This window comes from Zoogloea oryzae (assembly GCF_030161255.1).
Lineage (GTDB): Bacteria > Pseudomonadota > Gammaproteobacteria > Burkholderiales > Rhodocyclaceae > Zoogloea > Zoogloea oryzae.
The window spans coordinates 1-13559 of sequence record NZ_BSPX01000094.1 but is presented as its reverse complement, the minus strand read 5'-3'; the positions used below and the strand labels follow the sequence as shown (position 1 = coordinate 13559).

15 protein-coding genes and 1 pseudogene are annotated in these 13559 nt (G+C 68.8%); 7 read left to right on the top strand and 9 right to left on the bottom strand.

Features of this window, described 5'->3' with window-relative positions:
• Positions 1-199 (top strand): annotated as a pseudogene (locus QQK25_RS20450) (hypothetical protein); the annotation flags it as partial.
• Entirely contained in the window at positions 196-954 is a 759-nt protein-coding gene (locus QQK25_RS20445) for a LamB/YcsF family protein (RefSeq protein ID WP_284189619.1), read from the top strand. The pseudogene QQK25_RS20450 and the gene QQK25_RS20445, both read left to right, overlap by 4 nt.
• Positions 955-988: 34 nt before the next feature.
• Here QQK25_RS20445 and QQK25_RS20440 read toward each other — a convergent pair whose 3' ends face one another.
• Genes QQK25_RS20440 through QQK25_RS20430 form a run of 3 tightly spaced genes read right to left on the bottom strand, consistent with a single transcriptional unit; the run spans position 989 to position 3157 of the window.
• On the bottom strand, positions 989-1435 hold the full coding sequence (locus QQK25_RS20440) for a DUF6691 family protein (RefSeq protein ID WP_284189618.1): 447 nt from the start codon (positions 1433-1435) through the stop codon (positions 989-991).
• Positions 1432-1884: a YeeE/YedE family protein gene (locus tag QQK25_RS20435; RefSeq protein ID WP_284189617.1), complete on the bottom strand. Its 453-nt coding sequence runs from the start codon at positions 1882-1884 to the stop codon at positions 1432-1434. Before QQK25_RS20435 ends, QQK25_RS20440 begins: the two co-directional genes overlap by 4 nt.
• 16 nt (positions 1885-1900) lie before the next feature.
• Complete coding sequence (locus QQK25_RS20430; RefSeq protein WP_284189616.1) at positions 1901-3157, bottom strand: OmpP1/FadL family transporter; 1257 nt, start codon at positions 3155-3157, stop codon at positions 1901-1903.
• 302 nt (positions 3158-3459) lie between these two features.
• Here QQK25_RS20430 and QQK25_RS20425 point away from each other — a divergent pair, with 302 nt between their 5' ends.
• Entirely contained in the window at positions 3460-4746 is a 1287-nt protein-coding gene (locus QQK25_RS20425) for a Glu/Leu/Phe/Val family dehydrogenase (RefSeq protein ID WP_284189615.1), read from the top strand.
• A gap of 12 nt (positions 4747-4758) precedes the next feature.
• Here QQK25_RS20425 and QQK25_RS20420 read toward each other — a convergent pair whose 3' ends face one another.
• The 3 genes from QQK25_RS20420 to QQK25_RS20410 are packed head-to-tail and all read right to left on the bottom strand — an operon-like array spanning position 4759 to position 6538.
• Positions 4759-5328, bottom strand: coding sequence for a ubiquinone biosynthesis accessory factor UbiJ (locus QQK25_RS20420; RefSeq protein WP_284189614.1), 570 nt, complete (start codon positions 5326-5328; stop codon positions 4759-4761).
• Positions 5329-5351: 23 nt separating this feature from the next.
• Positions 5352-6089: a bifunctional demethylmenaquinone methyltransferase/2-methoxy-6-polyprenyl-1,4-benzoquinol methylase UbiE gene (gene ubiE, locus QQK25_RS20415; protein WP_153162559.1), complete on the bottom strand. Its 738-nt coding sequence runs from the start codon at positions 6087-6089 to the stop codon at positions 5352-5354.
• Positions 6090-6112: 23 nt separating this feature from the next.
• Entirely contained in the window at positions 6113-6538 is a 426-nt protein-coding gene (locus tag QQK25_RS20410; RefSeq protein ID WP_284189613.1) for a gamma-butyrobetaine hydroxylase family protein, read from the bottom strand.
• 180 nt (positions 6539-6718) lie between these two features.
• Between QQK25_RS20410 and phoB the strand changes: the two genes are divergently transcribed.
• Positions 6719-7426: a phosphate regulon transcriptional regulator PhoB gene (gene phoB, locus QQK25_RS20405; RefSeq protein ID WP_284189612.1), complete on the top strand. Its 708-nt coding sequence runs from the start codon at positions 6719-6721 to the stop codon at positions 7424-7426.
• A gap of 75 nt (positions 7427-7501) precedes the next feature.
• Complete coding sequence (phoR, locus tag QQK25_RS20400) at positions 7502-8776, top strand: phosphate regulon sensor histidine kinase PhoR (RefSeq protein WP_284189611.1); 1275 nt, start codon at positions 7502-7504, stop codon at positions 8774-8776.
• A 54-nt stretch (positions 8777-8830) separates the two neighbouring features.
• Here phoR and QQK25_RS20395 read toward each other — a convergent pair whose 3' ends face one another.
• From QQK25_RS20395 to QQK25_RS20385, 3 genes are all read right to left on the bottom strand, one after another.
• Positions 8831-10441 (bottom strand): cyclic-di-GMP receptor FimW-related protein, encoded by a 1611-nt coding sequence (locus QQK25_RS20395; protein WP_284189610.1) that lies wholly within the window; start codon positions 10439-10441, stop codon positions 8831-8833.
• A 17-nt stretch (positions 10442-10458) separates the two neighbouring features.
• The gene (locus tag QQK25_RS20390; protein ID WP_153162564.1) at positions 10459-10902 is read right to left on the bottom strand and encodes an HIT family protein; all 444 of its coding nucleotides are present in this window, start codon (positions 10900-10902) and stop codon (positions 10459-10461) included.
• Positions 10903-11032: 130 nt separating this feature from the next.
• The gene (locus QQK25_RS20385) at positions 11033-11854 is read right to left on the bottom strand and encodes a class II glutamine amidotransferase (protein WP_284189609.1); all 822 of its coding nucleotides are present in this window, start codon (positions 11852-11854) and stop codon (positions 11033-11035) included.
• Positions 11855-11969: 115 nt separating this feature from the next.
• Here QQK25_RS20385 and QQK25_RS20380 point away from each other — a divergent pair, with 115 nt between their 5' ends.
• Together QQK25_RS20380 and QQK25_RS20375 are read left to right on the top strand one after the other, a co-directional pair.
• Positions 11970-12782 (top strand): SIR2 family NAD-dependent protein deacylase, encoded by an 813-nt coding sequence (locus tag QQK25_RS20380; RefSeq protein ID WP_284189608.1) that lies wholly within the window; start codon positions 11970-11972, stop codon positions 12780-12782.
• 70 nt (positions 12783-12852) lie between these two features.
• On the top strand, positions 12853-13559 hold a 707-nt coding region (locus QQK25_RS20375), incomplete at its 3' end, for an SWIM zinc finger family protein (RefSeq protein ID WP_284189607.1).

Here is a 13559-nt window from a genome sequence, read left to right as displayed (position 1 = left end):
CGTGGATGCCGCCGAAGCCGCCGCCGCCCGCGCCGAAGCCGCCCGCAGGCTGGCAAAATGGATCGCCGCCCTGCGCCCCCGGGGCACTGCCGGCACCGACAGCGCCGCCCTCCTCGCCGCCAACCTGGCCGGCGCGGCGGTGCGCGGCGACGAAGACGACATCGAACCCCAAGCCTTCAACGCAAACCCCGCCCCATGACCCGCATCCTCAACCTCAACGCCGATCTGGGCGAGAGCTTCGGCGCCTGGACGATGGGCAGCGACGCCGAGCTGCTCGCCATCATCGACAGCGCCAACATCGCCTGCGGCTTTCACGCCGGCGACCCGCTGGTGATGCGTCGCACCCTGCAGCTCGCCAAGGCCGCCGGCACCGGCATCGGCGCCCACGTGGCGTTTCCGGATCTGCAGGGTTTCGGGCGCCGGCCGATGACGATCCCGGCCGCCGAGCTGGAGGCGATCATCCTGTACCAGCTGGCTGCCCTCGACGGCATGGCGCGGGTCGAGGGGCTGGCCCTGCGCCACGTGAAGCCCCACGGCGCGCTGTCGAACATGGCCTGCGCCGACGCAGCCCTGGCCCGCACCGTCGCCAATGCGATCAAGACCTACAACCCGGCGCTGATCCTCCTCGCCCCGGCGCTGTCCGAACTCTACAAGGCGGGCGAAGCCGCCGGGCTGCCGGTGGTGGCCGAGATCTTCGCCGACCGGGCCTACCTCGACGACGGCAACCTGGTGCCGCGCAGCCGGCCCGACGCGATGATCCACGGCGCCGCCGCATCCCTCGCCCATGTGTCGGCGATGCTCGACGAGCAGGCGCTGATCTCGGTGAGCGGCAAGCGCCTGCCCACGCCCATCGGCTCGATCTGCGTGCATGGCGACGGCCCCGACGCGGCGGCCACCGCCCGCCATCTGCGCGACGAATTGATCCGCCGCGGCTACCAGCCGGCGCCGCTGTAGGCCCTCAGTCGGGCCGCTGGCGCGTCGTCACGGGTCAGTCTGCCTTTCGGGGGCCGCGCACCCACAGCCCGATCAGCATGCCCGCCACCAGCGGCAGCGCCGCCAGACTGCTGGCACCGACGGCCACCACGGCCGGACCGGGGCAGTAACCTGCCAGCCCCCAGCCGATGCCGAACAGCGCGCTGCCCACCAGCAGGCGCCGATTCACCGGCCGGTGGCCCGATGCGTGGAAGGGCTCGCCCGACGCGCTGCGCCGGGTACGCCGGCCGAGGAGCAGGCCAAGACGGGCAACGCCAATGCCACCCACCATCACCAGCGCGAGGGACGGGTCCCAGGCCCCGGCCAGATCGAGAAAGCCCAGCACCTTGGCCGGGTTGCTCATGCCCGCCACGATGAGGCCGACGCCGAAGATGAGCCCCGCGACGAGCGCCCCCGCCAGCGGGATCAGCGGGTTGCGGCCGGAAGCCGCCGGGGCGCTCACAGCCCGACTCCGATGAGATGCCGGGCGATGAACACCACCGCAAAGGCGGTGCCCATGAACACCCCCACCGCCGCCAGCGAGCGCGGCGACAGGCGGGCGAGGCCGCACACCCCATGCCCGCTGGTGCAGCCGTTGGCGAGCCGCGTGCCGACGCCCACCAGCAACCCGGCCACGAACAGCCGGATCACCTCCGCGCTGCCCTGCGCGGCCGGCGCAAACTCGCCAATACCGGGCGCCAGCCAGCCCAGCACCACCGGCGACGCCAGCAGGCCGGCCACGAAGGCGAGGCGCCAGCCCCGGTCGCCCGGCCGCCAGCGCAGCCCGCCGAGGATGCCGCTGATGCCCGCCACGCGGCCATTGACCAGCCACAGCACGCTGGCCGCCAGGCCGATCAACGCGCCGCCGGCGAGGGCGCTGCCTGGCGTGAAAGCCGTCCACGCGATGCTCATACCGATCTCCATCCGCTTACAGCGCCCATGTGTAGCCCACCGTCAGCACGTCCTCGCGCAGGTGGCTGCTGGCTTCGCCGCCACCAAAGCCGGCCGGGATCGACCCATCGCCCGCCACCGTGACCTTCGGCGCCCGGGTGTAGGCCGCGCTGAGCTCGCCCCCGGCCAGCCGGTAGCTGGCGCCCAGGCTGAAGTGGTTGCGCACCACGCCCGGCGCCAGGATGTTGAAGAAGGTCTGGCTGGACGGCACCGGCTGCTGCGCCCGGCTTACCCCGGCCCGCAGCGTGAGGCGCTCGTCCACTGCATAGGTGGCCCCCAGCTTGACCACCGAGATGTCGTTCCAGCCAAAACCGGCCCCGTTGTCTGCGCCCAGCTGGCCGCCGCTGAACAGCACCGACAGCGGGTTGCCCACCGACCTGACGCTGCTGTACTCGATGCGCTGCCAGTCGGCCGCCAGGGTCAGGGCCGGCGACGCCTGCCAGGCGACGCCGACACCGTAGGAGGCCGGGATGTCGAAGCCGCCGTGGCCCTCGAACAGGCCCTTGTAGCGGTCGAACTCGCTCATCTGGATGCGCGACGACCAGCTCGCGCCCAGCCGCACGGCCGGCAGCACCTCGCCGATCCAGCCCAGCTTGAGGCCCCAGCCGGTGGCGCTGTCGTGGCCGCGGTCGGTCACCGAGCCCGGGGCCGACGACACCATGGCGTTGTCGAAGGGCGACAGGCCCCGCGCCGCGAAGCGCTGGTAGGCGAAGGTCACCGCGGCGCCGATGGCATGCCCCTGCGCCGGCCGGAAGGCCACCGACGGAGTGACGAAGAGCTGCGCCAGATCGATGCCGGCCTTGCCGGTTGCGCCGTAGGCCGCAAACGGGTTGCGGCCGTAGTCGGTGTTCATCCCGCCATTCCCATACACCGCCAGCCCGACGCCCAGCGCCGGCGACACCTGCCGCGCGTAGCCCAGCCCGGGAATGACGAAGTGGCGCTTGCCGTTGGCGGAATAATCGCCATCGGCGCCGTAGGCGTTGCCGTGGATCGAGGCGCCGCGATCAGGGCGGAACAGCGAGGCCTCCACATCCAGCCGGTTGCCGACGAAGGCCGTGCCGGCCGGATTGGCGGCCGCAGCGAGCCCGTCCTGGGGCAGGGCGATGCCCACGCCGGCCACACCCTGACTGCGCACGCCGTAGCCGTGGGAGAAATAGCCATTGGTTGCCGAAGCCGCGAGGGGCCAGCCGACGACGGCCAGCCCGACGAGCAGGGCCGGTGTTACGAATTTCATGGTGAGTTTTCCTATCCGGAGAGATGTTGGGATCGAACAGCCGGCGGCCGGCGCCGGAACATCCCGCCGGCAGCCCGCCCTTTGGTCAGACCTTACCGGCGCCCCTCGGCCGGATGAACCAATCAAACCTTCGATGTTTTGCAGCAGCAGCCGAAATTGTTCTGCAGGAATTCCGTTAAACCGGCACGGGCGCGGTATTGCGACACGCCCCCATGCCAGACTGATGAAACCAAATGGCGCCGCCCGCAACCAAAGCACAGAGCAGCGATCAGCGCCAATCAACCCGCCGGAGATCCACAATCATGGACAACGTGGCCCACATCCCGTCCTACCTGTCGGCCGAGCATCTGGGGCCCTGGGAAACCTACCTGGTCCAGATCGACCGGGTCGAGCCCCACCTGGCTGCCGACCTGCGCCCCCTGGCGCCCATCCTCACCCGGCCGAAGCGGGCGCTGATCGTAGACGTTCCGATCCGCCTCGACAACGGTGAAATGGCACATTTCGAGGGTTATCGGGTGCAGCACAACCTCGCCCGCGGCCCCGGCAAGGGCGGCATCCGCTACCACCCGGACGTGACCCTCGCCGAGGTGATGGCCCTGTCGGCGTGGATGACGGTGAAGAACGCGGTGGTGAACGTGCCCTTCGGCGGCGCCAAGGGCGGCGTGCGGGTCGAACCCAAGACGCTGTCGCTGGCCGAACTGGAGCGCCTCACCCGCCGCTACGCCAGCGAAATCAACATCTTCCTCGGGCAGGACAAGGACATCCCGGCGCCGGACATCAACACCAACGAGCAGGTGATGGCGTGGATCATGGACACCTTCTCGATGAACGAAGGCAAGACGGCGATGGGTGTCGTCACCGGCAAGCCGGTCAGCCTGGGGGGCAGCCTCGGCCGCAAGGACGCCACCGGGCGCGGGGTGTTCGTGACCACCGTCGAGGCAGCCCAGCGCATCGGGATGAGCATCGCCGGCGCGCGGGTGGCAGTGCAGGGCTTCGGCAACGTGGGCGAAGCGGCGGCGCGGCTGTTTGCCGATGCCGGCGCGAAGGTGGTGGCGCTGCAGGATTCCACCGGCTCGATCCACAACCCGGGCGGGCTGGACGTGCGCGCGGCGAAAGTCTGGAGCCTCGCCCATCACACCCTCATCGGCGCCCCCGATAGCGAACCCATCGACAACGCCGACTTCTGGGGCGTGGACGCCGACATCCTGGTGGCGGCGGCGATGGAGAACCAGATCACCACCGCCAACGCCGGCCGCATCCGGGCCCGCCTCATCACCGAAGGGGCCAACGGCCCGACCAGCCCGGAGGCCGACCTGATCCTCCAGGAGCGGGGCATCACGGTGATCCCCGACGTGCTGGCCAACGCCGGCGGGGTGACGGTGAGCTACTTTGAATGGGTGCAGGACATCAGCGCGTTCTTCTGGACCGAGGAGGAGATCAACGCCCGCCTCGACCGCATCATGCGCGAGGCCTTTGCGGCCGTGTGGGATGCGGCCCGGGCCAAGGGCATCGCGCTGCGCACCGCGGCCTTCGTGCTGGGCTGCGAGCGCGTGCTCGCCGCCCACCAGATGCGCGGGCTGTACCCCTGAGCGGGGCACGGCCTAGCGGGTTTCGAGCTTCCTGAGGCGCTTTTCGAGGCGGGCGAGGTCGTCGCGCAGGGCGGCGGTGTCGCCCGCCAGATCTTCAAGGGCGGCCTTCTTGACCACCAGCGGCTGCTCCTCGCCAAAGTATTCGACGAGGTTTTCGACCACGTTGCGGGCGGCCTGACGATGCCAGGCGGCCACGTCGCGGGCGGTGTTCACGGCCCGGTGGGCGGCGATGTCGCCGATGAGCCGCGACAGCGCCTCTTCGCCGTCCCAGCGCAGCTTGCGCAGCACGAAGCCGAGGGCGTCGGCAAAGTCGGCGTTGCCGCTGATGCGGATGTCAGCCATCAGCGCGTCGGTGCCGCCGATGGCCTTGGGCAGCGAGGCCAGCGGGAGTTCGAGGGTCACGTCGGGCTCGGGCGTGGCGGATTCGGTGAAGCAGCCGCCGCCGTCGATGCCCAGGCTGAGGACGAAGGGCGTGACATGGAACACCGCCGTGCGGCCGGCAAAGGGCGCCAGCCGCTCCCGCGCCCAGGGCGCGTCGGCGAGCAGGTGGTTGAGGCCGGCAATGGCGGGCGAAGCAAACATCTCGTGTCCTGCGCTGGAAGGTCTCAGAGCTTGTAGCCGCGGTGCAGGGCGACGACCCCGGCGGTCATGTTGAAGTATTCGACGCGGGCGAGGCCGGCCTCTTCCATCAGCGTCTTGAGGGATTCCTGGTCCGGGTGCATGCGGATGCTCTCGGCCAGGTAGCGGTAGCTGTCGGCGTCGTTGGCCACCTTCTCGCCCATCATCGGCAGCAGCTTGAAGGAGTAGAAATCGTAGGCCGGGGCGAGGGGCTTCCAGACCTTCGAGAACTCCAGCACCAGCAGCCGGCCGCCGGGCTTGAGGACGCGGCGCATCTCGGCGATGGCCTGATCCTTGTGGGTCATGTTGCGCAGGCCGAAGGCCACCGTGACGCAATCGAAGTGGTTGTCGGGGAAGGGCAGCTTCTCGGCGTCGCACTGGGCCACGGGGAGCAGGAAACCCTTGTCCACCACCCGGTCACGGCCGACGGAGAGCATCGCGTGGTTGATGTCGGTGAGCCACACCTGGCCGGTGGGGCCGACCTTCTTGGCGAAGGCGAGCGAAAGATCCGCGGTGCCGCCGGCCACGTCGAGCACCTTGTCGCCGGTGCGCACGCCGGCGATCTGCACGGTGAAGGCTTTCCAGAGGCGGTGCAGGCCGAAGGACATGAGGTCGTTCATCACGTCGTAGCTGCTGGCGACGGACGAAAACACGCCGCGGACCTTGCTCGCCTTTTCGGATTCGGCCACTTGCTGGAAGCCGAAGTGGGTGGTCTTGTCGTTCATGATCGGAATCGGGAATCGGTTGTTCAGTGGTGGTGACCGCAGCCACCGGCCTTGGGCGCGGGGGCCGGCACGGCAGCCGGATCGCGGCTGCCGCCTTCGGTTTCGAGGCGCAGCAGGTAGGTCTGCCACAGCTCGTCGCGGCGCTCGCCCAGGTCGTAGAGGTAGTCCCACGAGTACAGGCCGCTGTCGTGGCCGTCGGAGAACACCGGACGGATCGCGTAGTTGCCCACCGGCTCGACGCGCTGGATCTCGACATCGCGCTTGCCCAGCTGCAGGACTTCCTGGCCGGGGCCGTGGCCGCGCACCTCGGCGGAAGGCGAGTACACGCGCAGGAATTCGTAACTCAGCTCGAAGCGCCTGCCGTCGTCGAAGGCGATTTCCATGATGCGCGAAAGCTGGTGGAGCTTGATCTCGGTGGGAAGCGGATCGTCCTTGTGAAGGCCGGCCATGGGAGGCTCCGTCATCAAAAAATGTTCAGCCTGCAATGATACGCGAAGGCGCTTCCTTCGCCCTCCCGCCAGCGTGTTCCGGGGCGCCGGACCACGCATTTCAGCCAGATGACCTGTCATGAAAAGGTAAAATAGCTGCAATAGACTGCCGGCGTCCCAGTGATTCCCACCGAGGTTTACATGCCCGCCACGATCCTGCTCGTCGAAGACGAGCCCGCCATCCAGGAACTGATCGCCGCCAACCTGATGCGGGCCGGCCACCATGTGGTGCGGGCCGGCGACGCCGAGACGGCCCAGCGCATCGTCCGCGACGCCTTGCCCGACCTGATCCTCCTCGACTGGATGCTGCCCGGCATGTCCGGCGTGGAGTTCGCCAAGCGCCTGCGCGGCGAGGAGCGCACCCGGAGCATTCCGCTGATCATGCTCACCGCCCGCGGCGAAGAGACCGACAAGGTGCTGGGCCTCGAATCCGGCGCCGACGACTACATCACCAAGCCCTTCTCGCCCCGCGAGCTGGTGGCCCGCATCAAGGCCGTGCTGCGCCGCCGCGCCCCGGAAACCACCGAAGACGCGGTGGACCTGGGCGGCCTGCGCCTCGACCCGGCCACCCACCGGCTGGCCGCCGGCGGCAACCCGATCACCCTCGGCCCGACCGAGTTCCGCCTGCTGCACTTCCTGATGACCCACCCGGAGCGGGTACACTCCCGCGCCCAACTGCTCGACCAAGTGTGGGGCGACCACGTTTTCGTCGAGGAGCGCACCGTCGATGTGCACATCCGCCGCCTGCGCTGCGCCCTCGAACCTTCCGGCCACGACAGCCTCGTGCAGACCGTGCGCGGCAGTGGCTACCGTTTCTCCACTCAGCAGGAAGCAGCATCGGTGCGATAGCCCGTGACGGAAAATCTTGCAGAAGGGGTCGCTGCAGTCCGACCCATCAGTTACATCCGCGTTGCAGTTGTGTCCGTGCTGGTCGCCATCGCCATCGTGGCGACAGCGACGGGCTTCTTTTTTGGCGCCATCGCCGGGCTGCTGGCGTTCTCGGCGCTGCTGCTGGCGGCCGGCGTCTATCACATCAACAACCTGTTCAAGCTGGTGCGCTGGCTGCGCACGCCGGTGGAGCAGGCGGCCCCGCTGCCCCGCGCCTTCGGGCTGTGGGACAACGTGTTCGCCGAGGTCAATCTGCGGGCACGCACCGCCTCGCGGCGCCAGGAACGCCTGTCCGCGGCCCTCGAACGCTTCCGCGAAGCCAGCCAGGCGATGCCCCACGGGCTGATGTTCCTGTCCGACACCAACACCATCGAGTGGGTCAACCGCCAGGGCGAGCAGCAGTTCGGGCTCGACCAGACCCGCGACCAAGGCGCACCGGTGACCAACATCGTGCGCCAGCCGGATTTCGTCCGCTACCTGAAGGAAGGCAACTACACCGAGCCGCTGACCGTCACCCTCGGGCGGCCCACCAGCCGCACGCTGATGGTCCATGTGGTGCCCTTCAGCGAGGACATGCGCCTGCTGCTGTCGGAAGACATCACCCAGGGCCAGCGGCTGGAGGCCATGCGGCGGGATTTCGTCGCCAACGTATCCCACGAGATGCGCACGCCGCTCACGGTGGTGATGGGCTTTCTCGAAACCCTGATCGACGGGCTCGACGACCTGGAGAAGGACGACGTACACCACTACCTGGGCCTCGCCTTCGAGCAGGCCGGGCGGATGCAGCGGCTGATCCAGGATCTGCTCACCCTGTCGGCGCTGGAAAGCGGCGCCCCGGTGGCCCACGAAGAACCCGTGGACATCGTGGCGCTGCTGGAAGAGGTGTACCAGGAGGCATCGGTGGTCTCGGCCGGCCGGCACACGCTAGACCTCGAATGCCCGCCCAAGGCCCACCTGCTGGGCAACGCCAAGGAGCTGTACAGCGTGTTCGCCAATCTGGCGATCAACGCGGTGCGCTACACCCCGGCAGGCGGCCACATCCGCATCAGCTGGCGCCAGCGCGGCGCGGTGGTGGATTACAGCGTGGAGGACGACGGCATCGGCATCGCACCGGAGCACATCCCGCGCCTAACCGAACGCTTCTACCGGGTGGACCGGGGCCGCTCCCGGGAGACCGGCGGCACCGGGCTGGGGCTGGCGATCGTCAAGCATGTGCTAAGCCGCCACCAGGGCGATCTGCTCATCGACAGCGAGCCCGGCCGGGGCAGCCGCTTCACCGCCAGCTTCCCCGCGCGCCGGCTGGTGGATTGACACAAAAAAGGGTGAGCCGCGGCTCACCCTTTTTTGTTGGGCGATCGCCCGACGTCAGACGTTGACGACCTCGTAGGTGGCCTGGTCGAAGTTGGTGCCGCGGGCTACCAGATTGGTGAGCCGGACCTGGCGTGATTCGCCCTGATGCAGCTCGATCACCCGGTCGGCGTGGAACCAGCCGCCGGGCAGGACGATGGTCGCCGGGGCGCGCATCGCGGCGATCTCGGGCAGCATGAAGGCCTGGGAGAAGGGCTCGTTGGCGTTGATGTTCACCCCGGTCGGGCGCACCGCCACGGTGGACGGCAGGCCGGCCAGCAGATGGATGCCGGCCATCAGCGTGCCGTCGGGTTCGTACATCAGCCAGCTCACCTGACCCAGCAGATACTGGCTGCCGTCGCTCGGCTTGATGCCCACCAACTGGTGGTGCTCGATACGCTGGCCCGGGTGCTTGCGCTGGATGCGGAAGCCCGACACCGAATGATCGACCGTCTGCCAGTCGTCGAGGCCGAAGCCCCGGCGCAGCACCTCGGCTTCGGGGTTGATGACGTCGGGCACCTCGTCGTCCACCCGGGCGCCGAAGGTGATCACGTTGATGTCGTAGCGGCTGCCCATGGTCTGGCGACGGTTGGGCGGTGCGAATTCCTTGCCCGAGACCAGCAGGCAGATGCCGTCCCAGTGGGTGCAGATCTTGTTGCCGCCCTTCTTGCTGCGGCGGGGGAAGCGCCGGCCGGCGGCCGACATGCCCCACGGGCGGTAGAGCGACACCAGCAGGCGCGCGCAGGCGGGCTGGGAGCAGTCGTCGCCCAGGCCCAGCGAGGCCGGCGTGGTGCCCTGCTTGAACTCGGCGAGCATGGCCTTGATCTGGGCCGCCAGCCTGTGGCCGTCGAAACGACGCATGCCGGGGCGGGCGCCGATCAGCGCGATGGGGCGCAGGCCGTGGTCTTCGGTGAGGTCGAGGCCATAGGCACGGGCGTCGTCCTTCTCCCAGCTGGTCTGCATGATGCAGTAGGGGGCGAAGCGCTGGGCCCAGCGGCAGATCCAGTTGAGCTCGCGCTGGTTGCGGCCGTAGGGGTTGGTGAGGTCCACCAGCAGCAGCGCGATGTAGGCCTCGTCGGGGCTCTGGGCCTTCCAGGTGTTGTTGAGGGGGTCGATCACCCGGCTGTGGGTGATGCCGGCCCGTTCGGCCTCGAGGAAGGCGGCGTGGACGGCCTTCCAGGCGCCCGGGGGTTCGGCCCGGTGGGCGCGGAAATATTCGATGATGACCTGGCCGAGGTACTGGATGCGGCGCTGGGCGAGCAGCGGCCACTGGGCGCGGAACTCGTCGCTGCCGCTGCCGCTTTCGGCGAGGCGGGCGTAGGCGGTGCTGAGGGCCGTCCACAGGCGCACCACCTGGCGCAGGGTGGCGTCTTCCTGGCTGTCGGGCGGCAGCGGGTGGGCCGCGTAGCGCGACGACATCTCGTGCTGGACGAAGGTGATCGTCTGGCGGGCGGATTCGAGGACTTCGAGCTGTTCTTCCGGGCCGAGGGGGCTGGCCAGCAGGCCTTCGAGCATCCGCACCAGGGTGGCGTGGCTCTCGGTCGCGTTGAGCGTGTGCAGGTTGCGCAGGAGCTTGCGGTACTGCTCGACACTGCGCAGATCGGGATAGGTTTGTGGGCTGTCCGCCATGGAAGGATTCTCCGGGTTCAGCCGGCAAGATGCTCGGCAATGGCGTTGCGCACGGCCAGGGCGAGACGCGCGTCATCGACCACGGGCGCCGGCGAACTGCCACCCTTGCGCTGGACAACACCCCACACCGGCTGCGGGAAGTGGCGATCGTCGAGATAACGCGGTATCAGATGCCAGTGTAGATGCGGAACCACGTTGCCGAAACTGGCGAGGTTGATCTTGTCCGGGCTGAAGCATTCCCGCAGCGCCACCTCGACAGCCATGAGGATGTTGAAGCAATGGCGCTGCTCGGCCGGCGACAGGTCGCTCATCTCGGCAACGTGCTCCTTCCAGATCAGGCGGCAGTAGCCGGGATAGTCGGGATCGTCGACGCGGATCACGCGGCAGCTGGCGTCCTGCCAGAGGACGTTCTCCCGCTCGGGGAAGCACAGGGGGCAGTCTTGTGGGGCGCTGGTCGGCATGGGTGGGTGAGGGCCGCGTATTTACAGGATATCCGGCGATTCTAGCCCGGATGGATCACAAAAGATCATCGGCGATTCCTGCATCTTTAATTTGTAAAATTTGAGTTTTTTACCAATTTTGACATCAGCATCATCCGCAGCTCGCCGGCCCGCTCCCGGTGAAGGCGACGGTGCCCGCCGGGCCCGCATCCACCGGCTCGCCATCGACGAAGAGCATCAGCGTGCCCGGTGCGATGGTGATCCAGGATTCGTTGTCGGTGAGGGGCGTGGTGGCCACCACGGCCACCCGGTCACCGGCGGTGGTGAGCTCGCTGAAATCCACCGTGATGTCCTGATCCTTCAGGTGGGCGCTGGCGAACGGGGCCTTGCGCACGATGTAGGCGAGCCGCGAGGCGCAGTGGGCAAACAGGAAGGCGCCGTTGGAGAGCAGGAAGTTGAATTCGCCGTGGCGGCCGATCCCGGTGGCGATCTCGCGCACGGCCTCGAACAGCACCGGCAGCGGCGGTTCGCCCTCGGGGAAGCGCGCCCGCAGGGTTTCCATCAAATGACAAAACGCGAACTCGGAATCGGTCTGCCCCACCGGGCGGAAATCGCCGCGCAGCTCGGGGGCGAAGCCTTTCAGGTTCCCGTTATGGGCAAAGACCCAGTAGCGCCCCCACAGCTCGCGCTGGAAGGGGTGGGTGTTCTCCAGGGTGACGACGCCCTGAGTGGCCTTGCGGATGTGGGCGATGACGTTGAGGGAGTGGATCGGGTAGCTGCGCACCAGCTCGGCCACGGGCGAGGCGCTGCTGGCCTGGGGGTCGAGAAACAGGCGCACCCCGCGGCCCTCGAAGAAGGCGATGCCCCAGCCGTCCCGGTGGATGTCGGTGAGGCCACCGCGGGCCTGAAATCCGGCGAACGAAAAGCAGATGTCCGTCGGCGTGTTGCAGTTCATTCCAAGTAGCTGGCACATGATGGAGATCGAGTTGGCCGCCAGGCCCTTGACCCCGATGCCGGGACGCTCAGAATGGCGCCTGAACTTCCCGCGCGGGGCTGCCGTAAGCGGCTTCAAACCTACGGATACAAAAATGACAAGCCTAACCTTAGCCGACTACGCCGACCAGATCGCTGCCGCGGGTCGCCTGCTTTCGACCGCACGGCGCATCCTGTTCATCACCGGCGCCGGGCTGTCGGCCGATTCGGGCCTGCCCACCTACCGGGGCGTGGGCGGATTGTACGAAGGCGCCCTCACCGACATCGGCCTGCCCATCGAGCAGGCGCTCTCGGGCGCGATGTTCGCCCACCGCCCGGACATCACCTGGCACTACCTTTCCCAGATCGAATCGAGCTGCCGCGGCGCCCATCCCAACGCCGGGCACTTTGCCATCGCGCGGCTCGAGGCGCTCCACGGCGGCGTCACCGTGCTCACCCAGAACGTGGATGGCTTTCACCTGGCCGCCGGCTCGCGCAACGTCATCGAGATGCACGGCACCCTGCGCCGGCTGCGCTGCATCGACTGCGGCCGGGCCCGCCACGTGGACAACTACGCCGGGCTGGCGATCCCGCCCGACTGCCCCCACTGCGGCGGCGTGCTGCGGCCGGACGTGGTGCTGTTCGGCGAAAGCCTGCCCGACCAGGCCGTGCATCGCTTCGAGCAGGTGCTCGCCGCGGGGCCGGACCTCATCATCTCGGTGGGCACCGGCAGCGCCTTTCCGTACATCGCCGGGCCGGTGGTGTGGGCCATCGAGAACGGCATCCCGACCATCGAGATCAACCCGGGCGGCACCCCGCTTTCCGAGCGCGTCAGCTTCCGGTTCCGGCTGCGCGCGGCCGAAGCGCTGCCGGCCCTGCTCGACGCCGCCGGCTACAGCCTCGACAGCGGGCGGGACGCCGCCGGATAGGGCTCAACTGCGGGTTTCGCGCATCGCCGCATGCGCCTAGAATCGCCGGTTTCGTCCTGCCGGTGCCGCCTTGGAACTCGCCCGCCTCCTCGCCCAGATCGATGACACCCTGCTGGGCGAGCTGTTCTCGGCCAGCGCCCTGACCCGCGCCCGCGGCTACGTGGGGCGGGTGCGCAACCTCGAGACCGCCGGCAACCAGATCCAGGCCCTCGTGCAGGGCACCGAACCCGCGCCCTACCGGGTATCGGTGCGGGTCGACCGCAAGGAGTTCTTCGGCAAGAGCAGCATCGAACTCACCACCCGCTGCACCTGCCCGGTGGGCAACCGCTGCAAGCACGCAGCCGCGGTGATTCTCGCCGCGCGCCGCCCCGGCGTGCTGGTGGACAAGCCCCGCGCCGAGATCCTCAACTGGGCCAAGACGCTCCGCGAGCGCGTCGACAAGGCCACCGCACCGCGCAAGACGATCCCTGCCAAGGAGGGCATCTTCTACCTGTGCTCCGCGTGGCAGAGCGGCGATGAGGCCGAGTTCAGCCTGCTCAAGGCCCGCCTCGGCCCAAATGGTGACCCGGCGGGCAGCATCGGCGAGTGGTACAACTACGAGCAGGCGCTCCTCAAGCCGCCGTCCTTCGTGCGCGACGAGGACATGCAGGTGTTCCGCCAGCTGCGCGAGATGAGCCGGCGCGGCGGCGGTTACGGGCGCCCGGTGCTGCGCGGCACCGAAGGCCGCGCCCTGCTCGAGGCCGCCCTCGCCACCGGCCGCACCTGCCTGGCCCTGGA

Bases quoted from the DNA above. Each gene is read 5' to 3' on its own strand.
- QQK25_RS20430 (WP_284189616.1), bottom strand. From the start codon at position 3,157: ATGAAATTCGTAACACCGGCCCTGCTCGTCGGGCTGGCCGTCGTCGGC.
- QQK25_RS20420 (WP_284189614.1), bottom strand. From the start codon at position 5,328: ATGTTTGCTTCGCCCGCCATTGCCGGCCTCAACCACCTGCTCGCCGAC.
- phoB (WP_284189612.1), top strand. From the start codon at position 6,719: ATGCCCGCCACGATCCTGCTCGTCGAAGACGAGCCCGCCATCCAGGAA.
- QQK25_RS20435 (WP_284189617.1), bottom strand. From the start codon at position 1,884: ATGAGCATCGCGTGGACGGCTTTCACGCCAGGCAGCGCCCTCGCCGGC.
- QQK25_RS20445 (WP_284189619.1), top strand. From the start codon at position 196: ATGACCCGCATCCTCAACCTCAACGCCGATCTGGGCGAGAGCTTCGGC.
- QQK25_RS20385 (WP_284189609.1), bottom strand. From the start codon at position 11,854: ATGTGCCAGCTACTTGGAATGAACTGCAACACGCCGACGGACATCTGC.
- QQK25_RS20395 (WP_284189610.1), bottom strand. From the start codon at position 10,441: ATGGCGGACAGCCCACAAACCTATCCCGATCTGCGCAGTGTCGAGCAG.
- QQK25_RS20390 (WP_153162564.1), bottom strand. From the start codon at position 10,902: ATGCCGACCAGCGCCCCACAAGACTGCCCCCTGTGCTTCCCCGAGCGG.
- QQK25_RS20425 (WP_284189615.1), top strand. From the start codon at position 3,460: ATGGACAACGTGGCCCACATCCCGTCCTACCTGTCGGCCGAGCATCTG.
- ubiE (WP_153162559.1), bottom strand. From the start codon at position 6,089: ATGAACGACAAGACCACCCACTTCGGCTTCCAGCAAGTGGCCGAATCC.
- QQK25_RS20410 (WP_284189613.1), bottom strand. From the start codon at position 6,538: ATGGCCGGCCTTCACAAGGACGATCCGCTTCCCACCGAGATCAAGCTC.
- QQK25_RS20380 (WP_284189608.1), top strand. From the start codon at position 11,970: ATGACAAGCCTAACCTTAGCCGACTACGCCGACCAGATCGCTGCCGCG.